Annotated in this window: 24 protein-coding genes; 7 read left to right on the top strand and 17 right to left on the bottom strand. The window is 71.5% G+C overall.

Going from position 1 to position 26,995, the window contains the following annotated elements:
- Window positions 1–2 precede the first annotated feature (2 nt).
- A complete protein-coding gene (locus tag ACFVYN_RS02960) occupies window positions 3–1,061 on the bottom strand; it encodes a PhoH family protein (RefSeq protein ID WP_389991552.1) in 1,059 nt (352 codons plus the stop codon).
- Window positions 1,062–1,338: 277 nt separating this feature from the next.
- On the opposite strand from ACFVYN_RS02960, the gene ACFVYN_RS02955 reads away from it, so the two are divergent.
- Window positions 1,339–2,055, top strand: a complete 717-nt coding sequence (locus ACFVYN_RS02955) for an FAD binding domain-containing protein (RefSeq protein ID WP_389991549.1) — start codon at window positions 1,339–1,341, stop codon at window positions 2,053–2,055.
- Window positions 2,056–2,496: 441 nt separating this feature from the next.
- Here ACFVYN_RS02955 and ACFVYN_RS02950 read toward each other — a convergent pair whose 3' ends face one another.
- Window positions 2,497–3,639, bottom strand: a complete 1,143-nt coding sequence (locus tag ACFVYN_RS02950) for a carbohydrate kinase family protein (protein ID WP_389991546.1) — start codon at window positions 3,637–3,639, stop codon at window positions 2,497–2,499.
- A gap of 226 nt (window positions 3,640–3,865) precedes the next feature.
- Between ACFVYN_RS02950 and ACFVYN_RS02945 the strand changes: the two genes are divergently transcribed.
- Window positions 3,866–4,852, top strand: a complete 987-nt coding sequence (locus ACFVYN_RS02945; RefSeq protein WP_389991543.1) for a cellulase family glycosylhydrolase — start codon at window positions 3,866–3,868, stop codon at window positions 4,850–4,852.
- A gap of 144 nt (window positions 4,853–4,996) precedes the next feature.
- Here the strand turns inward: ACFVYN_RS02945 and ACFVYN_RS02940 are convergent, their stop codons facing one another.
- Window positions 4,997–6,286 carry a glucarate dehydratase family protein gene (locus ACFVYN_RS02940; RefSeq protein WP_389991540.1) on the bottom strand — a complete coding sequence of 430 codons (1,290 nt, stop codon included), beginning with the start codon at window positions 6,284–6,286 and terminating at the stop codon, window positions 4,997–4,999.
- Window positions 6,283–7,233, bottom strand: coding sequence for a 5-dehydro-4-deoxyglucarate dehydratase (locus tag ACFVYN_RS02935; RefSeq protein WP_389991537.1), 951 nt, complete (start codon window positions 7,231–7,233; stop codon window positions 6,283–6,285). Before ACFVYN_RS02935 ends, ACFVYN_RS02940 begins: the two co-directional genes overlap by 4 nt.
- 105 nt (window positions 7,234–7,338) lie before the next feature.
- On the opposite strand from ACFVYN_RS02935, the gene ACFVYN_RS02930 reads away from it, so the two are divergent.
- Together ACFVYN_RS02930 and ACFVYN_RS02925 are read left to right on the top strand one after the other, a co-directional pair.
- Window positions 7,339–8,142 (top strand): IclR family transcriptional regulator, encoded by an 804-nt coding sequence (locus tag ACFVYN_RS02930; protein ID WP_389991535.1) that lies wholly within the window; start codon window positions 7,339–7,341, stop codon window positions 8,140–8,142.
- 178 nt (window positions 8,143–8,320) lie between these two features.
- The gene (locus tag ACFVYN_RS02925) at window positions 8,321–9,508 is read left to right on the top strand and encodes an MFS transporter (RefSeq protein ID WP_389991532.1); all 1,188 of its coding nucleotides are present in this window, start codon (window positions 8,321–8,323) and stop codon (window positions 9,506–9,508) included.
- A gap of 64 nt (window positions 9,509–9,572) precedes the next feature.
- Here the strand turns inward: ACFVYN_RS02925 and ACFVYN_RS02920 are convergent, their stop codons facing one another.
- The 10 genes from ACFVYN_RS02920 to hrcA all read right to left on the bottom strand — a co-directional run bounded on the left by ACFVYN_RS02920 (window position 9,573) and on the right by hrcA (window position 20,227).
- The gene (locus tag ACFVYN_RS02920) at window positions 9,573–10,562 is read right to left on the bottom strand and encodes an adenosine deaminase (RefSeq protein WP_389991529.1); all 990 of its coding nucleotides are present in this window, start codon (window positions 10,560–10,562) and stop codon (window positions 9,573–9,575) included.
- A 20-nt stretch (window positions 10,563–10,582) separates the two neighbouring features.
- Complete coding sequence (locus ACFVYN_RS02915) at window positions 10,583–11,488, bottom strand: ribonuclease Z (RefSeq protein WP_389991526.1); 906 nt, start codon at window positions 11,486–11,488, stop codon at window positions 10,583–10,585.
- A gap of 6 nt (window positions 11,489–11,494) precedes the next feature.
- Complete coding sequence (locus ACFVYN_RS02910; protein ID WP_389991523.1) at window positions 11,495–11,848, bottom strand: histidine triad nucleotide-binding protein; 354 nt, start codon at window positions 11,846–11,848, stop codon at window positions 11,495–11,497.
- 33 nt (window positions 11,849–11,881) lie between these two features.
- Window positions 11,882–15,097 carry a S41 family peptidase gene (locus ACFVYN_RS02905; RefSeq protein WP_389991521.1) on the bottom strand — a complete coding sequence of 1,072 codons (3,216 nt, stop codon included), beginning with the start codon at window positions 15,095–15,097 and terminating at the stop codon, window positions 11,882–11,884.
- A 45-nt stretch (window positions 15,098–15,142) separates the two neighbouring features.
- Window positions 15,143–15,676 carry a hypothetical protein gene (locus ACFVYN_RS02900; protein WP_389991518.1) on the bottom strand — a complete coding sequence of 178 codons (534 nt, stop codon included), beginning with the start codon at window positions 15,674–15,676 and terminating at the stop codon, window positions 15,143–15,145.
- Window positions 15,677–15,754: 78 nt separating this feature from the next.
- Window positions 15,755–16,147, bottom strand: a complete 393-nt coding sequence (locus ACFVYN_RS02895) for a VOC family protein (RefSeq protein WP_389991515.1) — start codon at window positions 16,145–16,147, stop codon at window positions 15,755–15,757.
- 17 nt (window positions 16,148–16,164) lie between these two features.
- A complete protein-coding gene (locus tag ACFVYN_RS02890; RefSeq protein ID WP_389991512.1) occupies window positions 16,165–16,914 on the bottom strand; it encodes a 16S rRNA (uracil(1498)-N(3))-methyltransferase in 750 nt (249 codons plus the stop codon).
- Window positions 16,911–17,987 carry a nitronate monooxygenase gene (locus ACFVYN_RS02885; RefSeq protein ID WP_389991510.1) on the bottom strand — a complete coding sequence of 359 codons (1,077 nt, stop codon included), beginning with the start codon at window positions 17,985–17,987 and terminating at the stop codon, window positions 16,911–16,913. The genes ACFVYN_RS02890 and ACFVYN_RS02885 overlap by 4 nt, the downstream gene beginning before the upstream one ends.
- Before the next feature lie 86 nt (window positions 17,988–18,073).
- Window positions 18,074–19,210 (bottom strand): molecular chaperone DnaJ, encoded by a 1,137-nt coding sequence (gene dnaJ / locus ACFVYN_RS02880; RefSeq protein ID WP_389991507.1) that lies wholly within the window; start codon window positions 19,208–19,210, stop codon window positions 18,074–18,076.
- Entirely contained in the window at window positions 19,211–20,227 is a 1,017-nt protein-coding gene (gene hrcA, locus ACFVYN_RS02875; RefSeq protein ID WP_352383839.1) for a heat-inducible transcriptional repressor HrcA, read from the bottom strand.
- A gap of 150 nt (window positions 20,228–20,377) precedes the next feature.
- Here hrcA and ACFVYN_RS02870 point away from each other — a divergent pair, with 150 nt between their 5' ends.
- Together ACFVYN_RS02870 and ACFVYN_RS02865 are read left to right on the top strand one after the other, a co-directional pair.
- Complete coding sequence (locus ACFVYN_RS02870) at window positions 20,378–21,106, top strand: MBL fold metallo-hydrolase (RefSeq protein ID WP_389991504.1); 729 nt, start codon at window positions 20,378–20,380, stop codon at window positions 21,104–21,106.
- 34 nt (window positions 21,107–21,140) lie between these two features.
- Window positions 21,141–21,956 carry a DUF3097 domain-containing protein gene (locus ACFVYN_RS02865; protein ID WP_389991501.1) on the top strand — a complete coding sequence of 272 codons (816 nt, stop codon included), beginning with the start codon at window positions 21,141–21,143 and terminating at the stop codon, window positions 21,954–21,956.
- Here the strand turns inward: ACFVYN_RS02865 and ACFVYN_RS02860 are convergent.
- The 3 genes from ACFVYN_RS02860 to ACFVYN_RS02850 form a co-directional block, all read right to left on the bottom strand.
- A complete protein-coding gene (locus ACFVYN_RS02860) occupies window positions 21,934–22,512 on the bottom strand; it encodes a Uma2 family endonuclease (RefSeq protein WP_389991498.1) in 579 nt (192 codons plus the stop codon). The genes ACFVYN_RS02865 and ACFVYN_RS02860 overlap by 23 nt on opposite strands.
- Window positions 22,513–22,612: 100 nt before the next feature.
- A complete protein-coding gene (gene hemW / locus ACFVYN_RS02855; RefSeq protein ID WP_389991495.1) occupies window positions 22,613–23,845 on the bottom strand; it encodes a radical SAM family heme chaperone HemW in 1,233 nt (410 codons plus the stop codon).
- Between the two features lie 30 nt (window positions 23,846–23,875).
- Window positions 23,876–25,855 carry a SpoIIE family protein phosphatase gene (locus ACFVYN_RS02850; protein WP_389991493.1) on the bottom strand — a complete coding sequence of 660 codons (1,980 nt, stop codon included), beginning with the start codon at window positions 25,853–25,855 and terminating at the stop codon, window positions 23,876–23,878.
- Between the two features lie 102 nt (window positions 25,856–25,957).
- Between ACFVYN_RS02850 and ACFVYN_RS02845 the strand changes: the two genes are divergently transcribed.
- Window positions 25,958–26,995 (top strand): HAMP domain-containing protein (locus ACFVYN_RS02845; protein ID WP_389991490.1); only part of this gene is annotated, 1,038 nt, incomplete at its 3' end.

Here is a 26,995-nt window from a genome sequence, read left to right as displayed (position 1 = left end):
GTCTACTTCCGCTTGTTCCGGCCGCCCTTGTGGGTGCCGTTCTCCGTACCGTTCTCGCTGTCGTACTTCTCGTACGCGTCGACGATACGGCCGACCAGCTTGTGCCGTACGACGTCCTGGGAGGACAGGCGGGAGAAGTGCACGTCGTCGAGCCCCTCAAGGATGTCCTGCACCTGCCGCAGACCCGACTTGGTGCCGTTCGGCAGGTCGACCTGCGTCACGTCACCGGTGATGACGATCTTCGAGTCGAAGCCGAGCCGGGTGAGGAACATCTTCATCTGCTCGGGGCTCGTGTTCTGGGCCTCGTCCAGGATGATAAAAGCATCATTAAGGGTCCTACCTCGCATATACGCGAGGGGAGCGACCTCGATCGTCCCGGCCGCCATCAGCCGTGGGATCGAGTCCGGGTCCAGCATGTCGTGCAGGGCGTCGTACAGCGGGCGCAGGTACGGGTCGATCTTCTCGTAGAGGGTGCCGGGCAGGAAGCCCAGCCGCTCTCCCGCCTCGACCGCCGGGCGGGTCAGGATGATGCGGTTGACCTGCTTGGACTGCAGGGCCTGCACCGCCTTGGCCATGGCGAGGTAGGTCTTGCCGGTACCGGCGGGGCCGATGCCGAAGACGATCGTGTGCTTGTCGATCGCGTCGACGTACCGCTTCTGGTTGAGGGTCTTGGGGCGGATGGTGCGGCCGCGCGAGGACAGGATGTTCTGTGTGAGCACTTCGGCCGGGGTCTCCTGGCCGTCACTCGTCCCGTTCTCGCTCGCCCGCAGCATGGCGATCGAGCGTTCCACTGCGTCCTCCGTCATCGGCTGTCCGGTGCGGAGCACCAGCATCATCTCGTCGAACAGGCGCTGGACGAGGGCGACGTCCGCCGCCTCGCCGGTCGCGCTGATCTCGTTGCCCCGGACATGGATGTCGGCCGCCGGGAAGGCCTTCTCGATCACGCGCAGGAGGGAGTCGCCGGATCCCAGGACCGTGACCATGGGGTGCTGGGCGGGGACCGTGAACTGTGCTCTCGCCTGCCCCTGCGCGGGGCTGTGACCTGTGGGTGTCTGAGTCATGGGCCGGCGATCAACGCCTGCGGTTCCTCCTCGTCATGGCCGCGCAGCGGAAGGCGGCCTCGCGGTGTCAAGGGTACGACGGTGCACTGACAACGCCGTAGGGCTTTTCGAGGGTCGGGGCGCCCTGTATGCAGCGGTGAGCCCTGCATGCTCCCCCGGGGGCCCGGAAAGAATGCGCTCACTGCCATGCGTGTACGACGTTCTCGACCGTTCAAGACACCGATCTGTTCAAGACACCGATCTGTTCAAGACATCGACTGTTCGAAGAAGGAAGACCGTGCTGTTGCGTCTGCCCACGTCCCTGGCCGAGGCACAGGAGTGTCTGACCGACGGGGCGGTACCCGTCGGCGGTGCCACGCTGGTGTGGGCCGCCTGGCAACGCGACGGCTTCCCCGAGCAGGCCGTGTCGCTGCGCGAGGTGCCGGAGGCGAACGTTCTCGGGGCCGGGGAGGTGGGGGCGGCGGTCCTGCTGCACCGGATCGACGAACGGGTTCCGGAGGTGCTGCACCGGGCCGCGGCCGGCATCGGCACCGGGGCGGTGCGCCGGGCCGCCACGGTCGGCGGGAACCTCGTCGGCAGCACCCTGCGCTGTCTGCTGCCCGCGGCGCTCGTCCTGGACGCCCGCGCGCAGGTGCTGGCGGCGGAGGGGCCCTTCGAGGCGGACCTCGCCGAAGTGCTCGCCAAGAAGCCGCTGCTGCTGAGTCTGCGCTGGAGCGATCCGCTGGTCAGCGGCTACCGCAAGGTGGCCGAGGCCCCGGGCGGCCCGCCGCCCCTGGTCGTCGCCACGGCCGTCCACGCGGGCGACCGCCCCGTCCTGCGCATCGCGGTCCGCGACGGCTACGACTTCCTGGGCGAGAGCGTGCCCTGCGACGCGGGCGCGGACAGCGTGCTCGACGCATTGAGCGGTACGCCGGTCGGTGCGCTGCCCGCCGCGGCCCGCGAGGTGGTCCGGGAGCAGGTGGTGTCGGTGCTGGAGCGCACGGCCGGGCACTGACGTACCGACCCGCCCGACACACCACGGAGGCGGACCGCCCAGCGGCGATACGCCCCGGCCCCGAGCCTCGAGTTCCGACGGCCCTGCCGAGCGGCCCTCGCGACCATCCAGGGTTCGGCGGACCGGAAGTCCTGCGGCTGACTCAGGTGGACGAGCCCCAGGAACAGGCAGACCGGTGGCGATACGACCCGACCTCGACCTCGGCCGCCACTGAGACCTCGGCCACCGAGACCTCGGCCACCACTGACGAGCCGACCTGTCGACGAGCCACGGAGACAGGTCCTCCAGTGCAGGTGTCACCGGATCCGACCGACCTCCCGCAGCGCTGACGAGCCGCCCCCTCGACGAGCCGCAGCCACAGATCACTCCACCCTCCCCCACCCCGACAGGCCGCAGAGACGGGCCCGCCCCGCAGCACTGGGATCCGCTCGCCCCCCACCCTCACGCCGACCGGCCGAAGCCGATCGTCGGTACCGCCCGCCGCAGCGGCCAGCCCGGGAACTCCTCCTCGGGGACCAGGTCCGCCAGGAACGCGTACCGTCGTAGCGCGGCCGGGTCCTGGGAGTCGACGGACTGGACCCTGCGCCACCAGGCGCCGATCTCGGACCAGCCCGGCGCGGAGAGGGAGCCGCCGAACTCCTGGACGGAGAGCGCGGCGGTCAGGCCGGCGAAGGCCAGGCGGTCCGCCAGCGGCCAGCCCGCGAGCGTGCCGGTGACGAAGCCGGCCACGAAGACGTCCCCGGCGCCGGTCGGGTCGAGCGCCTCGACCTCGATCGCCGGGACCTCGGCGGTCTCCCCGGTCCGCCGGTCCACGGCGTACGCGCCCTCCGCGCCGAGGGTGACCACGGCGAGCGGCACATGCTCGGTGAGCGCGTGCGCGGCCTCCCGGGGGCAGGCGGCGCCGGTGTAGCGCATCGCCTCCTGCGCGTTCGGCAGGAAGGCCTCGCAGTGTTCGAGGTCGGCGAGGCCCGCCAGGTCCCACGCCCCGGTCTCGTCCCAGCCGACGTCGGCGAAGATGCGGGTGCCCTCGTGGGCGGCCTGGGCGATCCAGGGGGCCCGCTTCCCCGGCTCCAGGGACGCCACCGCCGCACGCGCGCGTGGGGGGCGGTCCGGCGCGCCCTCTTGGATGAGCACGGCCTCCGGGGGCGGTTCGTGGCCGTGGGAGACCATGGTGCGCTCGCCCTCGTACGCCATCGACACGGTGACCGGGGAGTGCCAGCCGGGGACCGTGCGGGACGGGGTGAGGTCGATGCCCTCGCCCTGCTCGAGGGCGTCCCAGCAGTACTCGCCGTAGTGGTCGTCGCCGAAGGCCGCGGCCAGCGAGGTGCGCAGTCCGAGCCGGGCCAGGGCCGTGGCCATGTTCGCCACACCGCCGGGGCTCGACCCCATCCCGCGGGCCCAGGACTCGGTCCCGCGCACCGGGGCGGAGTCGAGCCCGGTGAAGACGATGTCGAGGAAGACGGTGCCCGTGAGGTACACGTCCCAGGGCGGGTCGTCCGGTGTGCGCAGGGCGGCCAGCGGGTCGACCCGGGGCCGGTCGCGGTGGTGCTTTCCGACGGACGAGGCGGAGGCAGAGGCGATCACGGTGCGCTCCCTGACGTGGTGCGGTTCAGGCCAGTCTGCACCACGGCACCGACAACCCGCCGCTGTCACACGGGACAAGGCTCCTGACAGGCTCTTGACACTAATTCCGTGGAGGGCCAGCATTCAGAAACTTCCCCGCGTTCGGCCTCGCCAGCCCCACGTCAGGACGATGTTTACGTAAACATCGGGAAGTGAAAACATCGAGCAATCGAACAATGGAGTTCGTGTGAATCGCCTCCGCTCCCGCACCCGTCTGCGCGCCCTCCTGGTCGCAGCACTCCTCGCGCCACTGCTGACCGTCTCCCATGGCGCATCCGCCGCAACGAACGACTTCCGCGGAGTCAACTGGGCGGACAGCCGCGACAATTACGTGGACGGCTGGGTGATCCCGACCGGCCTCACGGCCGGGGACAGCTACGACAGCGTCCGCTCCAAGGCCGACGGCATCATCAGCGGCTTCCAGCAGCAGCTCGGCGCGAACACCGTGCGGCTGCCGATCAACCCGCAGAGCGTCAACTCGGACTGGTGGGCGCGGTACAAGGGCGCAGCCGACTCCGCCCTGTCCCACGGCATGAAGGTCATCTTCGGCTACTGGGAAGCGAACAAGGACGGCAAAGTCGATGACATCAACGCGTGGAACACCATGTGGGACAAGGTCATCAGCGACTACGGCAGCAACGGAAACGTCTACTTCGAGCCGATGAACGAGCCGTTCGGCTACAGCCTGAACGACTGGGTGTCGCTCTGCTCGTCGTGGCTGTCCCGGCATTCGAGCACCCCCCGCGGGCGGGTCCTCATCAGCGGCACCGGTTACAACGACAACGTGACGGGCGTCGGAGCGGCCAGTGCACTGAACGGCACGCTGCTGTCGCTGCACTTCTACGGATACTGGGCCTCGGACACGACCCGCTCGGCCTGGACCACCAACCTGAGCAACCGGCTCGGCTCGTACTCGTCCCGCACCATCATCGACGAGGCCGGTGCCCCGATGACGACCGGGCTGAACTACTACGGCGGGAACCAGGACGGCAACACCTTCACCGCGTACTTCGCCGCCACCACGGACCTGACGAGGTCCCGTCAGATGGGCGTCGTCTACTGGCCCGGCCTGCGCTCGGGCGACACCTATTCGATCACCCGGCAGAGCGGCAGCGGACTCGCCGTGAACAACTCCTCGGGCGTGGCACAACTGCGCTGGGGCTGGGGCCTGTAACCGGATATAGGCGGCCGAGGGTGCTTTCCGCCCCGCCTTGACGTTCATCGTCCTGACGTTCATCGTCCTGACGTTCTTCGTCACGACCGTACGCCCCGACGGATGCCCGCACTCGGCAACCGTCGGGGCCGCACCCTGCTGGTACTACCAGCGAGGCACGGCGGGCGTCTCCCATCCCGGCTCGGCGACCCGCATCGCCGCCGCGTCGTCCCGCTCCCGCAGGGAGCCGTCGTCCTCCAGCCACCTCCGGTGCAGGAACTCCACCTTCTCCCGGTCGAGTTCGACGCCGAGTCCGGGCGCGTCGGAGACCCGTACGGCCCCGTCGTCGAAGACCAGCCGCTCGGTCAGCACATCCTCCGACTGCCACGGGTAGTGCGAGTCGCAGGCGTGGTGAAGGTTGGGCACGGTGGACGCGACATGTGTCATCGCGGCCAACGAGATCCCCAGATGCGTGTTGGAGTGCATGGACACTCCCACCCCGAACGTCCGGCAGATCGCGGCGAGTTGCTGGGTGTTCCGCAGCCCGCCCCAGTAGTGGTGGTCGGAGAGGACCACCTGGACGGCGTCCCGGGCGAACGCCTCCTTGATCTCCGCGAACGTCGTCACACACATGTTGGTGGCCAGCGGCACGTCGGTCCCGGCGGACACCTCGGCCATGGCCGCCGTCCCCAGCGCGGGATCCTCCAGATACTCCAGGACGTCCCCGAGCTCCCGGGCCACCCGCAGCGAAGTCGCCACGCTCCACGCCCCGTTGGGGTCGAGCCGCAGGGGGAGTCCGGGGAACGCCTCGGCGAGAGCCCGGACCGCCGCGATCTCCTCGTCCGGCGGGAAGACGCCGCCCTTGAGCTTGAAGGAGGTGAAGCCGTACCGCTCGGTGAAAAGCCGGGCCTGCTCCACCACCCCCGCGGGGTCGAGAGCCGTCCCCCAGTCGTCCTTCTCGCAGGCGACGCCCTCGGGATGAGCGGCCCACTTGTAGAACAGGTACGCGCTGTAGTCGACCGCGTCCCGCACCTTGCCCCCGAGCAGCGCGTGCACGGGCAGCCCGAGCGCCTTGCCCAGGGCGTCGAGACAGGCCACCTCGAAGCCGGAGACGACGGACAGGCGCAGCTTGTCGGCGGTCTGCACGCCCCGCAGCCCGCCGACGTCGACCTGCCCGGAGACACGGGAGGAATCGACGGCCACCTGATCGGCGACCGTGAACAGACCGTTCAGATCACTGACCTCACGCCCGAGCAGCTTCCCGGCGAACGGCCGGGCCAGCTCCAGGTACTTGGTGTCGCCGTACGTCTCCCCGACCCCCACGACCCCGTCCGCGGTCTCGACCTCGACGATCAGCCGGGGCGTGTAGGGCTGGTGCACGCCCTGGGTGTTGAGCAGCGGCGGGTCGGCGACCAGGATCGGCGTCAACCGGACATCGGTGATCGCGAGATTCACAGCGCGGCTCCTACGAGGGCGAGACCGGTGATCAGCAGCCCGCGGAGGTCCGCCAGGTCGGCGTCGGACGGATCGGTGAGCGGCGCGCGTACGGGTCCGACCGGACGTCCCCGCAGCCGTGCCGCCGCCTTCACCAGGGACACGGCGTACCCGGGCACCCGGTCCCGGAGCTCGACGAGCGGGACGTAGAAGTCGCGCAGCAGCTTCTCGACCGTGCCGTCGCCCTTGTCGCCCTCGTGCAGGGCGTTGAAGAAGGCGTCGGCGATCTCGGGAGCGAAGGCGTGGACGGCCGAGGAGTAGGCGGGCACGCCGACGGTGGCGTAGGCGCGCGCCTGGATCTCGGCGGTGGAGGCACCGTTGAAGAACAGGAAGCCCTCGGGGGCGGCGAGGGTGAGGCGCTGGAGCCGGTCGAGGTCGCTGTGTCCGTCCTTGAGCCCGATGACCCCGGGGATCTCGGTGATCCGCTTGAACGCGCCGACTCCGAACGCGACTTGGCCGCGCTGGTAGGCGATGAGCGGCAGCCGGGTCCGTGCCGCGATCTGCTCCAGCTGGGCGACCAGGCCGTCCTGCGGGGCGGCGACCAGATAGTGCGGGAGGACCAGCAGGGCGTCCGCGCCCGCCTCCTCGGCGATCCGGGCGAAGCGGACGGCCTGCGCCCAGCCGTAGCCGGTCCCGGCGACGACGGGCACCCGCCCGCCGGCCTCCTCGACCGTGATGGTGACGACCTGCCGGTACTCGTCCTCGTCCAGGGAGAAGAACTCGCCGGTGCCGCAGGCGGGGAAGACCGCGCCGGGGGCGGTGGCGATCTGGGCGGCCACATGGGCGCGGAAGCCGTCCGGGTCGAGGGTGCCGTCGTCGTGGAAGCTCGTGAGCGGGAACGACAGCACACCGCGTGCCATGCCGTCCCGCAGTCGTCGGGCCGTGTCCGGGTCGGGGGTCACCCTCATCTCCCTATGTAGACGAAATCTACGTATGAAGACAGAGATTAGGTAGGCGAATCCCGTCCGTCAATGGGTCGGCGTCAGGTTTGAGGGGCCGATTACGATCGGTGCATGTCAGAGACAGGGGCCGAGCGCCCGGAGACCGGCGGTGTCCGCGAGGTGAAGTCGGCGGCCCGCACGGTCGAGCTCCTCGAACTGCTGGCCGCGCGCGGCGACCGCCCGGCACGGCTCCAGGAGCTCGCCGACGAACTGGGTGTGCCGCGCAGTTCGATGTACGCGCTGCTCCAGACCCTGATCTCGCGCGGCTGGGTCCGCACCGACATCACCGGCTCGCTCTACGGCATCGGCATCCACGCCCTGCTCACCGGCACGAGCTATCTGGACTCCGACCCGCGCGTCCGGGTCGTCCGGCCGTATCTCGACGAGGCCTCCCAGGCGCTGGGCGAGACGATCCACATGGGGCGGCTGGACGGCCGGGACGTGGCCTATCTGGCGACGCGCGAGTCGCACGAATACCTGCGGACCATCAGCAGGGTCGGCCGGCGGCTGCCCGCGCACGCCGGCGCGCTGGGCAAGGCGCTGCTGGCCGAGTGGCCCGACGAAAGGCTCCCCGAGGGGCCCTACGAGGCACTCACCCCGAACTCCCACACCACCCGCGAGTCCCTGCTGGCCGACCTCGCCGAGGTGCGTGCCCGCGGCTACTCGGTCGACCGGGAGGAGGGCGTCCTCGGCATCGTCGGCTTCGGCTTCGCCCTGCGCTACGACTCCCCCGCCCAGGACGCCGTCAGCTGCTCGGTGCCGGTCGCCCGGCTGACGCCGGAACACGAACAGCAGATCATCGCGGTGATGCGCGAGATCAGGAGCAAGATCGAGGCGACGGCACCGGGTGCGGGGGGCGCCCCCAGTTGGCGTTAGGGGCGACGGCTCCTACCCGACTCCCCTCACCCCAAACGGAACGTGATCCACATCACGCAACCCGCTCTTCTTCCGCAACCGCGTGCTTGATACAAATTCTTCGCGCGTTCCTGTCCGTCGACGGCCTGCGCCAATCCCCCTTTTCGAGCCGCTTCTTGCGCATGCCCTGGGAACGCCCGTGTCCGCCCGTCGCTCCACCCTGCCCTGGCCCCTCATTGCCCTTTTCGCGGCCGGGTACCTCGCCCCCTACCTCCTGCCGACCACCGTCGGCAGACTCGACTCCGGGCTTCCGCTCACCGCCACCGAGGCGGGTGCCGTCGGCAGCGCGCTGCTGCTGAGTTCGGCGGCGGCGGGCTTCCTGCTCGCCTCCCGCGCCGACCGCGTCGGCCCCCGCACGCTCGCCCGCATCGGCCTCACCCTCGCCGTCCTCGGCTACGCGGGCGCCGCCCTCGCCCACGCCGTCCCGGCCGTCGTCGTGGGGGCCCTGATCGGCGGCTTCGGATCCGGTACGGCGACGGCGGTGGCCGCCACCGGCATCGCCGCCCAGCCGGACCCGCACCGCGCCACCACGGTCGGCCTGCTCGGCGTCTCCGCACTCGCCGGTGCCGTCTACCTGACCGTCCCCCACCTGGGCCCCGGCCACGGCCAGCCCCTCGCCGCGATCGCCCTCACGGCCCTCGCGGTCTGGCCCCTGACGAGCCGTCTGCCCCGGCGCACGGCCCCCGCCCGGAGCCGGGAGACCCGTGTCCCGCTCCCCCACCGCCGCGCCGGCCTCCTCCTCGCCGCGACCCTGCCCTGCTGGTCCCTCACCCAGAACGCCCTCTGGGGCGTCAGCGGCCGCATCGGCCTCACCCAGGCCCACCTCTCCGAGACGACGGTCGGCGTGGTCTTCGCGCTCGCCCTCGGCGCGGGCCTGCTGGGCGTCGTCGGCGCGGGCGCCCTCGGCCCACGCCTCGGCCACGCGCTCCCCATCGGCGGCGGCACGGTCCTCATCGCCGCCTGCATCACCCTCAGCGCCACCGCGAGCGACCTGACGTCCTTCGCGACCGGCGAGATCGCCTGGAACACGCTCTACCCGATCGTCCTGTCGTACGTCATCGGCCTGGCCGCCTCCCTGGACCCCCGCGGCCGCTGGGCGGTCCTGGTCGGCTCGGCGTCGTCATTGGGCACGGCGGCGGGTCCCCTGACGGGAAGCCTGCTCGCATCCGAAGCCGGCTTTCCCGTGATGGGCACGGTCCTGGCGGCGGGCCTGCTGCTGATAGCCGTACCGATGACGGCGGTGGCGACGGGCGCGGGCAGGCGCACGCTGCCGGTGGTGGAGATCCAGGTGGAGACCCAGGTGTACGACAAAGCAACCGCTGCTTAGGGTCTTTAGGGGGCGCGGGGAACTGCGCGACCAGCCCCCACCGGCCCGCACCCGACAAAGCACCTCAGAACTCGTACGCCTCGACCTCCGCGAGATACCGGGCCCGCAACTCCTCATCGTGCTCCAGGAAGGACGCGAGGAAGGAGTTGCGGGCCAGCTCCCGCAACCGCTCCTCGCCCAGCCCCAGAGCCTGCTGAACGGCCTCGAAGTTGTCCCCCGCATACCCCCCGAAATAAGCCGGGTCGTCGGAGTTGACCGTGCACATCAACCCCGCCTCCAACATCGCGGGCAACGGATGATCGCCCAGCACGTCGACCGTACGAAGCCGCACATTGGACAGCGGACACAAGGTCAGCGGAATCCGGTCCCGCACCAGGCGGGCCACCAGCTCCGGCGACTCCACGCATCGCAGCCCGTGGTCGATCCGCTCCACCCCGAGCACGTCCAGCGCCTCGACGATGTACTCCGGCGGCCCCTCCTCCCCGGCGTGGGCCACCCGCCGCAGCCCCAGCGCCGCGGCGGCCTCGTACACCTCACGGAACTTCACCGGCGGATGCCCCACCTCGGCGGAGTCCAGCCCGACCCCGACGATCCGGTCGAGATACGGCTTCGCGGCCTCAAGGGTCGCAAGCGCCGACTCCGCGGACTCGTCCCGCAGGAAGCACATGATCAGCTGCGTCGAGACGCCATGCACCGACTCGCTGCGCCCCAGCGCCCGCCACAGCCCCTCCACCACGGTCCCCATCTCCACGCCCCGCGCGCTGTGCGCCTGCGGGTCGAAGAAGATCTCCGCGTGCCGCACCCCCTGCGCGGCGGCCCGGGCGAGATAGGCGTTCGCCAGGTCCTCGAAGTCCCGCTCGGTGCGCAGGACGGCCATGAGCTCGTAGTACAGGTTCAGAAAGGACTGGAGATCCTCGAACCGGTACGCCTCGCGGAGCTCGTCCGTGGAGGCGTACGGCAGCTCGACGCCGTTGCGTGCGGCCAGCTCGAAAGCCAGCTCCGGCTCCAGGGTGCCTTCGATGTGCAGGTGCAGTTCAGCTTTGGGGAGGGACATCAAAGCATCGTACGGCCGCTTTACCGCCGTTTCGGAACTGGCACCCTCAGGAGGTCGTGGGCCACGGTCAGCTCGCCCTCGTACCCGGCCGCCCGCGCCTGCCGTTCGAACTCCGCCGGCTCGGAGTAGCGCTGGCTGAAGTGGGTGAGCACGAGATGCCGTACGCCGGCGTCCCGGGCGGCCGTCGCGGCCTGACCGGCGGTCAGGTGGCCGTGCTCCACTGCCAGTCGCTCGTCCTCGTCGAGGAAGGTCGACTCGATGACGAGCAGGTCGCAGCCGTCCGCGAGGGCGTGGACGCCGTCGCACAGGCGGGTGTCCATGACGAACGCGAAGCGCTGGCCCCGGCGGACCTCGCTGACGTCGTCGAGGGAGACGCCGTTGAGGGAGCCCTCCCGCTGGAGCCGTCCGACGTCGGGTCCCTTGATGCCGTGCGCGGCGAGGCGGTCGGGGAGCATGCGGCGGCCGTCGGGTTCCGTGAGGCGGTAGCCGTAGGACTCGACGGGGTGGGAGAGCCGGCGGGCCTCAAGCGTGTAGCCGGCGGTCCGCGCGAGGACCCCGTCGGCCGCGACCGGCGCCTCGGTGAGCTGGACCGTCTCCCGGTACGCCGTCGCGTAGCGCAGGCGGTCGAAGAAGCGCTGGCCCGACTTCGGGTAGTGGGCGGTGACCTGGTGCGGGACCCGGTCGAGGTTGATGCGCTGGATCACGCCCGCGAGGCCGAGGGAGTGGTCGCCGTGGAAGTGGGTGACACAGATCCGGTGGAGGTCGTGGGCGGCGACCCCGGCGCGCAGCATCTGGCGCTGGGTGCCCTCGCCGGGGTCGAAGAGGAGGCCCTCGCCGTCCCAGCGCAGCAGGTAGCCGTTGTGGTTGCGGTGCCTCGTGGGGACCTGGCTGGCGGTGCCGAGGACGACCAATTCACGTACGGACACGAGGAGTTATCCGGGGGGCCAGTGGAGGCCGCGGCCGCCGATCACATGGGCGTGGGCGTGCCAGACCGTCTGTCCGGCGCCGGCGCCCGTGTTGAAGACGGTGCGGTAGCTCTCCAGCTTTTCCTGCTCCGCGACGGCCTGGGTCTCCCGCAGGACGTCCGCGGCCAGTTCCGGGGCGGCGGTGGCGAGGACGGCGGCGTTCTCGTGGTGGGCCTTGGGGATGACGAGGACGTGGGTGGGGGCCTGGGGGTTGATGTCCCTGAAGGCGACGGTGGTGTCTGTCTCCCGGACGATCGTGGCCGGGATCTGGCCTTCGACGATCTTGCAGAACAGGCAGTCGCCCTGGGGTTCCCCTGGCATGGTGTTCCTTTCGCCTCGGATCTTGTGGGCATCTTAGTCAGGCAGCGTCGGCGGAATCTTGGCAGGACTGTCCGCCAATGCCTCGAGAGCGATCCGCACCGCCTCGTCCAGCTGGGCGTCCCTGCCCGCCGCGTAGTCCTGCGGCCGCTGCACGACCTCCACGTCCGGGTCGACCCCGTGGTTCTCGACGCCCCACTCGTAGCCCTCCAGCCAGAACGCGTACTTCGGCTGGGTGATCAGCGTGCCGTCGACCAGGCGGTAGCGGCTGTCGATCCCGATGACCCCGCCCCACGTGCGGGTGCCGACGACCGGGCCGATGCCCAGCGCCTTGATCGCCGCGTTGACGATGTCGCCGTCGGAACCGGAGAACTCGTTGGCCACGGCGACGACCGGGCCCCTCGGCGCGTCCCGCGGGTAGCTGTACGGAGTCATCCCGCGCGGTACCGCCCAGCCGACGATCCGGCGGGCCAGCTTCTCGACGACGAGCTGGGAGGTGTGGCCGCCGCGGTTCTCGCGCACGTCGACCACCAGACCCTCGCGGGCCACCTCGACGCGCAGATCGCGGTGGATCTGCGCCCAGCCCGGAGCCTGCATGTCCGGCACGTGCAGATACCCGAGCCGTCCGCCGGACTTCTCGTGGACGTAGGCACGGCGGTCGGCGACCCACGCGTGGTAGCGCAGGGGCTCCTCGTCGGAGACGGGTACGACCACGGCATGGCGCAGGTCGCCGCCGCCGGACGGGGAGATGGTGAGCTCGATCGGCCGGCCGGCCGTGCCGACCAGGAGCGGGCCGGGGCCGGTGACCGGGTCGACCGGCCGGCCGCCGACCGCGACGATCGCGTCCCCGGCGCGGACCGCGACACCGGGTGCGGCGAGCGGGGAGCGGGCGTCGGGGTCGGAGGTCTCGGTCGGCAGGATGCGGTCGATGCGCCACTGGGCCGATCCCTGGGGGCCGTCGTCGTGGCGGGAGATGTCCGCGCCGAGCAGGCCCTGCCGGGGGCCGTGGCCGTGGCCGCCGCGGGGGGTGACGTAGGCGTGGGAGGTGCCGAGTTCGCCGTGCACCTCCCACAGCAGGTCGACGAGGTCGTCGTGGGTGGCCAGGCGGTCCAGGACCGGGCGGTAGCGGTCCAGGACGCCGTTCCAGTCGACACCGCTCATGTCGGGCCGCCAGAAGTGGTCCCGCATGATGCGGCCGGTCTCCTCGTACATCTGCCGCCACTCGGCCGACGGGTCGACGGTCTGCCGGACGCGGCCGAGGTCGACGGAGATGTTCGTGTCGCTGTCGTCGTCGCTCGATGCGCGGCGGTCGCTCGGTACGACCTTCAGGCGGCCGTCGGTCCACAGCAGGACCCGCTTGCCGTCGCCGCTGACGGCGAAGTGGTCGGCGTCGGCGGCGAGGTGTTCGAGGCGCTGCTGGGCGAGGTCGTAGCGCTGGAGGTCGGTCTTGGGGTCGGGGTCGTCGGGGGTGGCCCGGGAGGAGCCGAGGACGCCCTGGACGGGGTGCCGGAGCCACAGGACGCCGTCCTTGGCCGCGCGGAGGTTGGAGTAGCGGCCGGCCTCCACCGGGAAGGGCACGATCCGGTCGGCGAGGCCCTCGAGGTCGATACGGGTGGCCGGGGTGCCCTCGCTGTCGGGGGTCTCGTCCTTGTCCGGGGCCTCGAAGGGGCGGCCGTGCCGCTGCGGGCCGAACGGGGACGGGGTGGTCGCGGCCAGGGTGATCAGGTGCGGGCGGTCGCCGACCACGAAGGCCAGGTCGAAGACGTGCTCGTCGTAGACCGGGTCGAAGGAGCGGTTGGAGAGGAACGCCAGGTGCTTGCCGTCGAGGGTGAAGGCGGGGGCGTAGTCCTGGAAGCGCAGCGGGGTCGCCTCGGTGACCGACAGGTCGGTGGTGTTGGCGAGGCGGAGCTGGCAGAGCGGGGCGGGCCCTGGGTGCGACCAGGCGAGCCAGGCCGAGTCGGGCGAGAAGGTCAGTCCCCGTACGTCGCCGTCCTCGCTGCGGTCGACCTCGCGGACCTCGCCGGTCTCCCGTTCGACGAGCAGCACGCGGCCGTCGTGCGCGGCGACCGCGGCCCGGCTGCCGTCGGGGGCCATGGCCAGGCCCAGGACCCGGCCGAGCTGTCCGGCGGCGAGGCGGCGCGGGGTGGCGCCGGGGGCGAGGCCGGTGGCGGGCGCGAACTCCAGGGCGTCGTCGCCCTCCGCGTCCGTCACCCACACCACCCACTCCTCGCCCTCGGTGCGGAAGGTGCGCGGCAGCCGGGCCCGGACGCCGGATTCGGCTGCCAGCACACGGGCCGGGCCCAAGCGGTGGGTGACCCAGTGGACGGCGCCGCGCACCGCGACCGCGCTGCCGCGTGCGGTGTGGTCGGGGGCGGCGGAGCCGAACCAGCGGGAGGCGTCCACGGGGAACGGCTGCCGGTCGGCGCGCTGTCCGCCGAGCCGGACCTCCAGGCGGCGCGGTTCGGCGCCGTCGAGGTCGTCGAGGATCCACAGCTCGCCGGCCGAGGTGTAGACGACGCGGGTGCCGTCGCCCGCCGCGTGCCGGGCGTAGTAGCCGTCGAGGGGGGTGTGCCGGCGCAGGTCGGAGCCGTCGGCGAGGGAGGAGTAGACGGCACCGGTGCCCTCGTGGTCGGAGAGGAAGGCGATCCGGTCGCCCGCCCACACGGGGTACTCGAGGTTTCCGTCCAACTCCTCGTGCAGCCGTACGAACTCGCCGTCGCCGTCCCGGTCGATCCACAACTTCCCCGCCGTACCGCCCCGGTACCGCTTCCACCAGGCGGCCTCGCGGCCCATGGGCGCGGAGAGGATCACGGTCGCCGGTCCGTGGGCGACATGGCCGACGGGACCGAACGGCAGGGTGGTGCCGGGTCCGCCGTCGAGCGGGACGGTGCGGGCCCAGCTGCGGCGCAGGCTCGCCTGGCCGTGAGTGGTGATCGCGAGGACCTCGCCGTCCGGGGTCCAGCCGCGCACCTGGGTGCGCGCGCTGCCCCAGTGGGTCAGCCTCCTGGCCGGTCCGCCGTCGACCGGGGCGATGTGCACCTCGGGGGCGCCGTCGCGGGCGGACGTCCAGGCGACGGTGGTGCCGTCGGGCGAGATACGGGGGTGGGTGACCGGCACGTTGTCCGCGCTGACCCGCCAGGCGCGCCCGCCGTCGAGCGGCGCGAGCCACACCTCGTCCTCGGCGGTGAAGGCCACCAACTCGCCCCGCAGGTGCGGAAACCGGAGATATGCAGACGTCGCAGGCTGTGTCACCCGATCACCCTATGCACGGGCGGTGCCCGTGCACAGAGGTTTCGATCACTTGCCGTCGGGCCAGCACTGCGGGTCGTTCTGGCACCAGATGGTCTTCGTGACGGTCACGGTGACGGTCGGGCCGGGCTGCCGCGGGTTGTTGACCGGCGGGGTGGGCGTGGCGTTGCAGTCGCCGAGCCCGTCGACGTGGAACCACTGCCTGCCGCCGACGGTGGCGGTGAGGTTCCCGCGCACACACGCGCCGCTGACGGTCCGGGTCACCTTGCCCTTGACGGTGATGTCCTTGCCGTCCCGCGTCTTGCCGTCGCAGTCGACGGTGGCGACGGTGTTCGCGCTGGCACTCGGCGTCCGGTCGCCGTTGTCGTACGAGGCCGTGCAGGTCAGCCAACTCACGTCGGCCTTCTGCCGGTTCAGCTCCTTGGTGGCCAGCTGGTCGGTGGTGTACGACACGGTCGCGGAGCTGACCACGCCGGTCGGATCGCAGGCGGCGACCCCGCCCACGGCCAGCACCACACCCCCGGCCACACCCGCCGCTCGCACCCCGCGCGGCCGACGCCCGTTCCGTCTCAACGCCACCATGAAGGGCAGCCTGCCACCGTCCCGCCCCGGACGGTAGGGCGCATACGGCCACCTGTGCGCCGGTCGGGTTCGCGGTACTCAGGTGCGCAGCAGCAGCCACTCCTGGAGTTCCACCAGGTTCCCCTCCGGGTCCTTGAGGTGGGCGACGCGCATGCGTTCCGTCATCGGGGACGGGCCGTGCAGCAGGGTGGCGCCGCGGGCGGCGATCTGCTCGCAGTAGGTGTCCAGGTCGTCGACGCGCAGCACGACCAGGGAGCGGTGGCCGGTGGCCGTGTCGCCCAGTTCGCCGAGGACCGCCGCCATCATCGACCGGTCCTGCAGCGCGATGCCAGCCGAGCCGGTGGCGGGGCTGAACTTCTCGTACGGCCCTTCCGTCGCCCCCGACTGGGGCTTGAGGCCGAGTACCTCGGCGTAGAAGCGGTAGCAGGCGGCGAAGTCGGTGACGAGCAGGCGTACTTGCGCGAGTTCCACAGCCGTCCTTCCAGGGGTCAGGACCAGCGGCCGGTGCGGCCGAGGAGCAGAGCGGTCGCCGCGGTTCCGGCGGTCGAGGTGCGCAGCACGGTGGGCCCGAGGACATAGGCCCGTGCACCGGCCTCCTCGAAGAGCGCCAACTCGTCCTTGGCGACGCCTCCTTCGGGGCCGACGACCAGCACGATCTCGCCCTCGTCGGGGAGTTGGGCGGTGGCCAGTGGCTCGCTGCCGCGTTCGAAGTCGGAGTGGAGTACGGCGGCGAAGTCGGCTTTGGCGAGAAGTGCGGCAACCTGCTTGGTGCTTGCCGCGTCCGCGACCTCGGGGAAGCGGACCCGGCGGGACTGCTTGCCGGCCTCACGGGCGGTGGCCCGCCACTTGCCGAGCGCCTTCAGGCCCCGCTCGCCCTTCCACTGGGTGATGCAGCGGGCCGCCTGCCAGGGCACGATGGCGTCGACGCCGACCTCGGTCATGGTCTCGACGGCGAGTTCCCCGCGGTCGCCCTTGGGCAGGGCCTGGACGACGGTGATGCGGGGCTGCGGCGGGGGTTCCTCGCTGACCGAGTCCAGCTGGACGATCAGCCGGTCCTTGCCCTCGGCGACGAGCACCACGCAGTCGGCCCGGCGTCCGGCGCCGTCGGTGAGGATGACGTCCTCGCCGGCCTTGAGCCGCTTCACGGAGACGGCGTGGCGGCCTTCGGGGCCGTCGAGGACGTACCGTCCGCCGACGCCCGCGTCGAAGTTCTCGACCACGAACACGGGTGCGGTCATCGCAGGTCCCCCTTGCCCGACAACGCTGTCCTCGCTGCGTCGAGTTCGGCCGCGAGTATCTCCACGAGCTGCCCCGCGGGCAGGTCTCGTGCCATCCGGTGGCCCTGGCCCGCCCACAGCGCCATGCCCTGGGCGTCCTTGGCCTTGGCGGCGGCCTTGCGGAGCGGGGCGGTGAGGTGGTGGACCTCGGGGTAGGCGGCGGGCGCGTACGGGCCGTGCTCGCGCAGGAAGCGGTTGACCAGGCCACGGGCCGGTCTGCCGGAGAAGGCGCGGGTCAGCTCGGTGCGGACGTAGAGGGGGTTGGTCAGCGCCTGCTTGTGCACGTCGTGGGCGCCGGACTCGTGGCTGGCGAGGAACGCCGTGCCGAGCTGGGCCGCGCACGCGCCCGCGGCGAGGACGGCGGCGATCTGGCTTCCGCGCATGATGCCGCCCGCGGCGACGATCGGGAGGGTGACCGTCTCCCGGACCTGGGCGACCAGGGAGAGGAGTCCGAGGCCGGAGCCGTCCTGCTCGGGGAGGTCGCGGTGGGTGCCCTGGTGACCGCCCGCCTCCACGCCCTGCGCGATCACCGCGTCGGCGCCCGCGTACTGCACGGCGAGGGCCTCTTCGGGCGTGGTCGCGGTGACGAGGGTGAAGGTGCCGGCGCGGCGCAGCGACTCCAGTGCCTCGCTGCTCGGAATGCCGAAGTGGAAGGAGGCCACCGGCACGGGGTTGTCCAGGAGTACGGCGAGCTTGGCGTCGTACCCGTCGTCCCGGCCGCTGTCGCGGTCGCCGAGCTCGGTGTCGTACCAGGTGGCCTCGCCGGCCAGCTGGTGGGCGTAGACCTCGACGGCGGCGGGGTCGGCGTACTCCGGCTGCGGCAGGAAGAGGTTGACGCCGAAGGGGCGTCCGGTCAGCCCGCGCAGCTGCTTGATCTCCTGGTACAACCCGTCGGCCGTCTTGTACCCGGCGGCGAGGAATCCGAGCCCGCCCGCATCGGACACGGCGGCGGCGAGCCGCGGCACGGAGACGCCGCCCGCCATGGGGGCCTGCACGATCGGATGAGGGAAGAGATCGGTCAGTGCGGAGGACATGACGGCATGTTGTCACGTCCTCCGAACAAGTCCGAATCGGCCCTTGGACAGCTCACGTACGGCTGTCGAGGGCATCCCTCGACAGCTCACGCACGCCCGTTGAACGCGTCCTTCAACCGACTGAACAGCCCCTGCTGCCCCGGCTGGAACTGCCCCGTGGGCCGTTCCTCGCCGCGGAGCTTGGCCAGCTCGCGGAGCAGGCGTTCCTGCTCGGGGTCCAGCTTGGTCGGGGTCTGGACCTCGACGTGGACGATGAGGTCGCCCCGGCCGCCGCCGCGCAGGTGGGTGACGCCCCGGCTGTGCAGGGGGATCGACTGGCCGGACTGGGTGCCGGGCCGGATGTCGACCTCCTCCAGGCCGTCGAGGGTCTCCAGCGGGACCTTCGTGCCGAGGGAGGCCGCCGTCATCGGGAGCGTGACCGTGCAGTGCAGGTCGTCCCCCCGGCGCTGGAACTGCGAGTGCGGGAGTTCGTGGATCTCGACGTAGAGGTCACCGGCGGGGCCGCCGCCGGGACCGACCTCGCCCTCGCCCGCGAGCTGGATCCGCGTGCCGTTGTCGACACCGGCCGGGATCTTCACGGTGAGCGTGCGGCGCGAGCGGACCCGGCCGTCGCCGGCGCACTCCGGGCACGGGGTCGGGACCACGGTGCCGAAGCCCTGGCACTGCGGGCACGGGCGGGACGTCATGACCTGGCCCAGGAAGGACCGGGTGACCTGCGACACCTCGCCGCGACCGCGGCACATGTCACACGTCTGCGCGGAGGTGCCGGGCGCCGCGCCCTCACCGCTGCAGGTGGTGCAGACGATCGCCGTGTCGACCTGGATGTCCTTCGTGGTGCCGAAGGCCGCCTCGTCGAGCTCGATCTCCAGCCGGATCATCGCGTCCTGGCCGCGCCGGGTGCGCGAGCGCGGACCGCGCTGCGACGCCGTACCGAAGAACGCGTCCATGATGTCCGAGAAGTTCCCGAACCCACCGGCGCCGAAGCCGCCCGCGCCACCGCCGGCCTGCGAGAGCGGGTCGCCGCCGAGGTCGTAGACCTGCTTCTTCTGCGGGTCCGACAACACCTCGTAGGCGGCGTTGATCTCCTTGAACCGCTCCTGGGTCTTGGGATCCGGGTTGACGTCCGGGTGCAGCTCGCGCGCGAGCCGACGGAACGCCTTCTTGATCTCATCCTGCGACGCGTCGCGGCGCACGCCGAGAACGGCGTAGTAGTCCGTGGCCACTTACGACTCCGCCAGGATCTGTCCGACGTACCGTGCCACTGCGCGTACCGCTCCCATCGTTCCCGGGTAATCCATGCGGGTCGGTCCGACCACGCCGAGCTTGGCGACTGCCTCGTTGCCCGAACCGTAGCCGACCGACACCACTGAAGTTGAGTTGAGTCCCTCGTAGGCGTTCTCGTGACCGATGCGTACGGTCATGCCCGAATCCCCGGCCTCGCCAAGGAGCTTGAGGAGCACGACCTGCTCCTCCAGCGCCTCAAGGACGGGCCGGATAGTGAGGGGAAAGTCATGTCCGAAGCGGGTGAGATTCGCGGTGCCGCCGATCATCAGCCGCTCCTCGTTCTCCTCGACGAGCGTCTCCAGGAGAGTGGAGAGCACTGTCGAGACCGTACCCCGGTCCTCGACGTCGAAGCCTTCGGGCAGGTCCTCGACCAGTTGCGGCACATCCGCGAACCGCCGCCCGGCGATCCGGCTGTTGAGCCGCGCCCTCAGATCGGCGAGCGAGGCCTCGCCGAAGGGGGCCGGGCAGTCGACCATGCGCTGCTCGACCCTGCCGGTGTCCGTGATCAGCACGAGCATCACGCGCGCGGGGGCGAGCGAGAGCAGTTCCACGTGCCGCACGGTCGAGCGGGTGAGGGACGGGTACTGCACGACGGCGACCTGCCGCGTGAGCTGCGCGAGCAGCCGCACGGTGCGTGCCACGACGTCGTCGAGGTCCACGGCGCCGTCGAGGAAGTTCTGGATCGCGCGCCGCTCGGGCGCGGTCATGGGCTTGACGCCCGCCAGTTTGTCGACGAACAGCCGGTAGCCCTTGTCGGTGGGGATCCGCCCGGCGCTGGTGTGCGGCTGGGCGATGAACCCCTCGTCCTCCAGGACCGCCATGTCGTTGCGGACGGTCGCCGGGGAGACTCCGAGGTTGTGCCGCTCGGTCAGGGCCTTGGACCCGACCGGCTCCTCGGTGCCGACATAGTCCTGGACGATGGCGCGCAACACCTGAAGCCTGCGTTCACTCAGCATCGCGCACACCTCCAGAAGTCGTTCCCTTGGCGCCTTGCCTGGCACTCTGTCCGTCCGAGTGCCAGCGTCCCCCGGCCAGTGTACGGCGGTGGGGTAGTCCTCGGGCAAGGCTGGTCCTGGCGGGACCGGTTGTACGGCTAGCGTCGCGGTATGACGGTGACTTGGGAAGAGCTCGGGTGGGAGCGGGTCGCGGCCGGGGTGGGACGGTGCCGGCTGCCCGGCTGGGACTGTACGGCGGGCCTGGTGATCGGCGTGGGCACGGCCCTGTTGGTGGACGCGGGCTCGGGCCTCGCGGAGGGCGCCCGGCTGCGTGCGCAGGCCGAGGAACTGGCCGGCCACCGTGTGACCCATCTCGCGCTCACCCACCCCCACTTCGACCATGTCCTCGGGGCGGCGGCGTTCGCGGGGGCGGAGGTGTTCGGCGCGGTGGGCGTGGAGACGGTGCTTGCGGGGCGGCGCGGCCGCGCGGAACTGCGGGCGGACGCGGTGCGCAACGGACTGGACCCGGCGGTGGCCGACGAGGCGGTGGACGCCCTCGTCTCGCCCCGGCATCACGTCTCGGGCGAGTGGACGCTCGACCTCGGCGACGGCCGCCAGGTCCTGCTGGCGAACGTCGGCCCCGGCCACACGGCCCACGACCTCGCCGTCCTCGTCCCCGGCGCCCCGGAGGTCGTCTTCTGCGGCGATCTGGTCGAGGAGTCGGGCGAACCGCAGGCGGGCCCGGACGCCGTACCGGCGCACTGGCCCGCCGCGCTTGACCGGCTGCTGGAGCTGGGCGGCGAGGACGCGCTGTACGTGCCCGGTCACGGAGCGGTGGTGGACGCGGCGTTCGTACGGGCGCAGCGGGACGCGCTGGCGGCGCGTTTCGGCGTGTCGTAGTGATCCCCGGGCCGGTTCTCCTATCGTCATCCGAATGCGCCAGTACTCCGCCGACCTGACCCCTCCGTGGAAGAAGCCCAAGCCGGTGCCGGAGGTGCCCGCCGAGCCCGGTCTGGTGGTCGAGGAGCCGGGCACCGGCTTCTGCGGCGCGGTGATCGGCTGCGAGGCGGGCACGGTCACTCTGGAGGACCGCTTCGGCAAGCACCGGGTGTTCCCGCTGGAGCCTCGCGGTTTCCTCCTGGAGGGCCGGGTGGTGACGCTGGTGAAGCCGCCTGCGAGCGGTCCCGTACGGCCCTCCCGTACCGCGTCCGGGTCGGTGGCCGTCCCCGGCGCACGCGCACGCGTGGCCCGCGCCGGCCGTATCTACGTCGAGGGCCGCCACGACGCGGAACTGGTGGAGAAGGTCTGGGGCGACGACCTGCGCATCGAGGGCGTGGTCGTGGAGTACCTGGAAGGTGTGGACGATCTGCCGGCGATCGTGGCCGAATTCGCGCCGGGCCCGGACGCCCGGCTCGGCGTCCTGGTGGACCACCTGGTGCCGGGCAGCAAGGAGTCCCGTATCGCCGCGTCGGTGACCAGCGAACACGCCCTGGTCGTCGGCCACCCGTACATCGACATCTGGGAGGCGGTGAAGCCGTCGGCCCTGGGCATCGAGGCGTGGCCACGGGTACCGCGCGGCCAGGACTGGAAGACGGGCGTGTGCAGGGCCCTGGGCTGGCCCTCGGAGAACACGGGCGCGGTGTGGCAGGCGATCCTGAAGCGGGTGGGCTCCTACCGGGACCTGGAGCCGGAGCTGCTGGGGCGGGTGGAGGAACTGATCGACTTCGTCACGGGTAGCGGTGGGGCCTGACACCGGGAAACGTTCCGAACTCACTGGTGTCCATATCGATCCCCAGCTCCTCCAACGGCAGCGGCGCCCCGAACTTGGTGAGCTGCTGGCGTTGGTAGTCGGCGTTCTCTCCCTTTCCAGAGGGCCTCGTCAGCAGGACGCACTGCGCCATGATCGGGTCGACGATGAGGTAGGCAGGCACCATGCCGGCGGCGTAGATCGAGCGCTTGATTTCATAGTCTCGCTGGACGCTGGTCTTGGAGACCACCTCGACGACCATCGTGATCAGACTGCACGGCAACAGCCGTCCCGACCCGGGCATGACTTCCCGCTCAAGGACTACCAGGTCCGGTACTGGCTCACTGGCTTCATCAAGAATGTCGACGTCCTGGGTCTGCAGGCGCGACCATCGCTTACGTGGAATCTGGTCCAGCACATCTTCGATGATCATGTTGTGCACAAGATCAGGGCTGGCCATCATCACGATTTCCCCCCGGAGAAGCTCGACCTTGACGCCCTCGGGAGGCTCAAGCTCCTCGAAATACTTGGTCATCCCACGCTCGTCCACAGCGGTCATCTCCGTGGCCCTCCACATCCGCCGCGTACTTTTGGCGGCAGCCTACGAACCAGATTAGGGACCGAACCGGCGTTCCGCACCGATTCACCCCGCCGAGTGATCAGTCCACCAGGTCCCTGACCACCGCATCCGCCAGCAGCCGACCCGGAAGCGTCAGTACGGCCCGCCCCTCCTCGTAAGGAACACCCTCAAGCAGCCCCTCCCCCAGCGCCCGCCGAGAAGCGGCCAGACCCTCCTCCCGCAGCAGCGACAACGGCGCCCCCTCCCGCAGCCGCAGCTCCAGCAGGATCCGCTCGACCCGCCGGTCCTCCTCCGAGAGCAGCTCACGGCCCGCCCCCGGCGGCTTCCCGGAGGCCAGCGCCGCCGCGTACGCGCCCGGATGCTTCACGTTCCACCACCGCACCCCGCCCACGTGCGAGTGCGCCCCGGGTCCGGCGCCCCACCAGTCGGCGCCCCGCCAGTACAGCTCGTTGTGCAGGCAGCGGCCCGCCTCGGAGGTGGCCCAGTTCGAGACCTCGTACCAGTCGAACCCGGCCTCCGCCAGGACCGAGTCCGCGATCAGGTAGCGGTCCGCGTGCACGTCGTCGTCCGTCATCGGCACCTCGCCCCGGCGGATACGACGGGCCAGTTGCGTGCCCTCCTCGACGATCAGCGCGTACGCCGACACATGGTCGGGGCCCGCGCCGATCGCCGCCTCCAGGGACGCCCGCCAGTCGTCGTCGGACTCGCCGGGAGTGCCGTAGATCAGGTCGAGGTTCACGTGCGAGAAGCCCGCCGCGCGGGCCTCCGCCACGCACGCCTCGGGCCGCCCCGGCGTATGCGTGCGGTCCAGCACCTTCAGTACGTGCTGCTTCGCGCTCTGCATCCCGAAGGACACCCGGTTGAAGCCGCCCTCGCGCAGCGCCGCCAGATACGCCGGGTCCACCGACTCCGGGTTCGCCTCGGTGGTCACCTCGGCGTCCGGGGCCAGCCCGAACTCGTCACGGATCGCCCCCAGCATCCGTACGAGATCCCCGGCGGCCAGCAGGGTCGGCGTACCGCCCCCGACGAACACCGTACGGACCGGGCGCGGGTCGTCGCCCAGCACCTTGCGGGCCAGGCGGATCTCGTCGACCAGTGTGTCCGCGTAGTTGTCGCGGGAGGCCAGCACGCCGCCCGAACCGCGCAGCTCGGTCGCGGTGTAGGTGTTGAAGTCGCAGTAGCCGCAGCGGGTCGCGCAGTACGGAACGTGCAGGTAGAAGCCGAGAGGGCGGTCGGCGGACCCGGTGAGCGCGGACGCGGGCAGTGAGCCGTCGTCGGGGACGGGTTCGCCGTCGGGGAGTGCGGAAGGCATGTCCTCCATTGTCCAGCACCCCGCGGACACCTACTCCGCCTGCAGCACCAGCAGCGCCAGATCGTCCTCCGGCGGCCGTGCCCCGAACTCGTGCACCAGCCGTTTGATCCGCTCCGCGATCAGCTCGGCGTCCAGCCCCGCGCACCCGGCGAGCGCCTCCGCGAGCCCGTCCTCGTCGTCGAACTGCCGGGGGCCGCTGCGCCGCTCGGTCACCCCGTCGGTGACGCACAGCAGGCTGTCGCCGGGCCGCAGCTCGAAGGTCTCACTGGTGTACGTCTCGTCCTCGACGACCCCGAGCAGGGTCTGCGGCCGCGCGACCGTACGGACCTCACCGTCCGACCCGAGCAGCAGCGGCAGCGGATGTCCGGCGGAGGCGAGGGTGCAGCGCACGCCGCCGTCGAAGGGTGCGAGTTCGCCGTACAGGAGGGAGAGGAAGCGGTTCTGCGGGCCGTCACCGGGGTGCACGGGTCGTCCGCCCGCGGCCGCCAGGGCTCGTGCGGCGGCGTCCGCGACCTCTGTGGCGTCGTCGAGGAGCAGCTGGTTGAGGCGGTCCAGGACGTCGGCTACGCGGTAGCCCTCACGGGCCAGCAGCCGGAGCCAGGGCCGGGCGAGACCGATCACCACGGCGGCCTCGGGGCCCTTGCCCTGGACGTCGCCGACGGCGAAGCACCAGCGGCCGTCGCCGGCCGGGAAGAGGTCGTAGAAGTCGCCGCTGGGGCCGCCCTTGTCATACGGCTCGTACACCAGGGCGCTGCGCATCCCGGGGATCTCGGCGACCGCGCCGGGCAGCAGACCGCGCTGGAGGACCGCGCTGATGGTGGCCTGGCGCGCGTACTGGCGGGCCGCGCCGATGGCGAGGGCGATCCGGCGGCTGAGGTCCTCGACGAGCCCGGTGATCTCGTCGGGGAAGGAGATCAGCCCGGCCCTGCCGATGACCAGGGTGCCCAGCGGGCGGGCACCGGCGGTGAGGCGGTAGGCGAGCGCGGAGCCGTGGGTGCCGTGCGGGCCCAGGGCCCCGCCGGGCCAGGGGAACGGCACGGGCCCGGAGTGGTCCGGCCCCGACGGGCCCGGTGGCTCCTTGTCCAGCGCGTGCCGCAGGTCCTCGATCCTGGTCTCGGAGCAGTGCCACACGCGGGCCAGCCGGGGCCCGGACACGGCGCCCTCACCCCGGCCCGTCCCGTTCCCGCCCGGGCGGGGTGCGCCCCAGCGGCCGGCGACCTCGTCCTCCAGCCACACCGCGCACCAGTCGGCCAGCCGCGGCACGATCAGCTGGCCGGCGAGCGCGGCGACCAGGTTCTCGTCGAGCTGCCCGGCGAGCAGGTCGGAGGCCTCGGCGAGGAAGGAGAGGGCACCGCGATCGAGCCAGTCCCGGTCCGGCTCACCGTGGGAGGCGGGCGGCACCGGGGCCGGGGCCTGGTTCGGGGGTGGTTCCGGGGTGAGTATCCCGGCGACCCGCAGCCCCCGCTCGCGCGCCTTCTCCCCGGCGTACGCCTGGAGCCCGTCGAGGGCGTCCTTCCCTCCCGGCGGCAGCTGCGCCCACACGGTCTTGGCGCCGGTGCGGTAGGTGATGCCCCAGGTCTCGGCGAGGGCGGCGACCAGGCGCAGTCCGCGCCCGTACTCCGCCGTTCCGTACGAGGGTTCGGGGTCGCCGTCGCGAGGGGCGCGAGAGGGGTGGTGGTCGAGGACCTCCACGACGAGGGCGCCGGTGTGCGCCTCCAGGCGGCAGTCCACCTCGATGTCGGTGCCCGCGTGCACGACGGCGTTGGTGACGAGCTCGCTGACCACGACCACGGCGTCGTCGCCCAGTCGCTCGCTGAGGAACTCGGTCCCGGGCAGGGCGAGTTCGGCCCATTCGGCGACCGCCGCCCGTAACAGGGCCCGCGCCGAGCCCGGGGCGAGCGGGCCGCCGGGGAAGGCGGCGTGGACGTGCGGGAGCGCGCCTTCGCCGCCCCGCGCGGGCGGATCGGACGCATGGGCAACGGACTCCCGTTGCGCAGGAATGGCCCCCATGTCCGTCTCCCGGAGCAGTTCGGACGAATACACCTCGGTCAATGCGGACAGAGTGACAGACTGGCCGCGCCCATAAGCGCCGAGTTACCGAAGTGGGCCGCCATGAGTGAGAACAGTGGTACGCCTGTGCTCGAAGAAGGACCGTACGCCGACCGGATCCGAGCATCGGATCTGCGTCCCCTGCTCGCCGCGATGACCGCTGCCCGCGACGGGGTCTTCCGCCGGATGCCGGAGTCCGGGGACGGGATCGTGGCCGAACTGACGGCTGTCTTCAACCAGTTGGTGGACCGCAACGTCCACTTCACCGGTGAGGTCAACCGCGTGAAGCGGGAGCTGGTGCGGCACGGCCGGCTCGACGAACGGCTCTCCCCCAGCCCGGGGCAGGGCACGTGGACCTCCCGGGTCAACGACGTGAACCAGCTGCTGGACGCCCTGGTGGTCCCGGCGGCCAACGCGACCCGGGTGCTGGACGCGGTGGCCGGCGGCGATCTGACCCAGCGGGTCGACCTCCACGACGGCAACCGGCAGCTGCGCGGTGATCTGCGACGTCTTGGCCGGGCCGTGAACAAGATGGTGGACCAGCTCTCCCTGTTCACCGGCGAGGTGACCCGGGTGGCCCGTGAGGTGGGCACCGAGGGCCGGCTCGGCGGGCGGGCCAAGGTGACGGGGCTTTCGGGCAGTTGGCGCGATGTGACCGAGGCGGTCAACACCATGGCCTCCCGGCTGACCGCCCAGGTCCGGGACATCGCCCTGGTGACCACGGCGGTGGCCCGCGGCGACCTGACCCGTACGGTCACGGTCGAGGCGACGGGCGAGCTGCTCGAACTGAAGCTGACCGTGAACACGATGGTCGACCAGCTCTCCGCCTTCGCCGACGAGGTGACCCGGGTGGCCCGCGAGGTCGGCACCGAGGGGCAGTTGGGCGGCCGGGCCCAGGTGCGCGGGGTGTCCGGGGTCTGGAAGGACCTCACCGACAACGTCAACTTCATGGCGTCGAACCTGACGTCCCAGGTGCGGAACATCGCCCAGGTGACGACGGCCGTGGCCAACGGCGACCTGAGTCAGAAGATCACGGTCGACGCGCAGGGCGAGATCCTGGAGCTGAAGTCGACCATCAACACCATGGTCGACCAGCTCTCC

This window comes from Streptomyces sp. NPDC058307 (assembly GCF_042880295.1).
GTDB lineage: Bacteria > Actinomycetota > Actinomycetes > Streptomycetales > Streptomycetaceae > Streptomyces.
Note: the sequence above shows the minus strand (reverse complement) of the source record. Positions and strands in the feature narration are given on the sequence as shown.

What these genes read in the sequence shown, in the direction of transcription:
- ACFVYN_RS02960 (WP_389991552.1), bottom strand. Translation starts at nt 1,061, where the DNA reads ATGACTCAGACACCCACAGGTCACAGCCCCGCGCAGGGGCAGGCGAGA.
- ACFVYN_RS02935 (WP_389991537.1), bottom strand. Translation starts at nt 7,233, where the DNA reads ATGAGGGTGACCCCCGACCCGGACACGGCCCGACGACTGCGGGACGGC.
- ACFVYN_RS02930 (WP_389991535.1), top strand. Translation starts at nt 7,339, where the DNA reads ATGTCAGAGACAGGGGCCGAGCGCCCGGAGACCGGCGGTGTCCGCGAG.
- ACFVYN_RS02920 (WP_389991529.1), bottom strand. Translation starts at nt 10,562, where the DNA reads ATGTCCCTCCCCAAAGCTGAACTGCACCTGCACATCGAAGGCACCCTG.
- ACFVYN_RS02910 (WP_389991523.1), bottom strand. Translation starts at nt 11,848, where the DNA reads ATGCCAGGGGAACCCCAGGGCGACTGCCTGTTCTGCAAGATCGTCGAA.
- ACFVYN_RS02900 (WP_389991518.1), bottom strand. Translation starts at nt 15,676, where the DNA reads ATGGTGGCGTTGAGACGGAACGGGCGTCGGCCGCGCGGGGTGCGAGCG.
- ACFVYN_RS02890 (WP_389991512.1), bottom strand. Translation starts at nt 16,914, where the DNA reads ATGACCGCACCCGTGTTCGTGGTCGAGAACTTCGACGCGGGCGTCGGC.
- ACFVYN_RS02885 (WP_389991510.1), bottom strand. Translation starts at nt 17,987, where the DNA reads ATGTCCTCCGCACTGACCGATCTCTTCCCTCATCCGATCGTGCAGGCC.
- hrcA (WP_352383839.1), bottom strand. Translation starts at nt 20,227, where the DNA reads ATGCTGAGTGAACGCAGGCTTCAGGTGTTGCGCGCCATCGTCCAGGAC.
- ACFVYN_RS02870 (WP_389991504.1), top strand. Translation starts at nt 20,378, where the DNA reads ATGACGGTGACTTGGGAAGAGCTCGGGTGGGAGCGGGTCGCGGCCGGG.
- ACFVYN_RS02865 (WP_389991501.1), top strand. Translation starts at nt 21,141, where the DNA reads ATGCGCCAGTACTCCGCCGACCTGACCCCTCCGTGGAAGAAGCCCAAG.
- ACFVYN_RS02860 (WP_389991498.1), bottom strand. Translation starts at nt 22,512, where the DNA reads ATGACCGCTGTGGACGAGCGTGGGATGACCAAGTATTTCGAGGAGCTT.
- hemW (WP_389991495.1), bottom strand. Translation starts at nt 23,845, where the DNA reads ATGCCTTCCGCACTCCCCGACGGCGAACCCGTCCCCGACGACGGCTCA.
- ACFVYN_RS02850 (WP_389991493.1), bottom strand. Translation starts at nt 25,855, where the DNA reads ATGGGGGCCATTCCTGCGCAACGGGAGTCCGTTGCCCATGCGTCCGAT.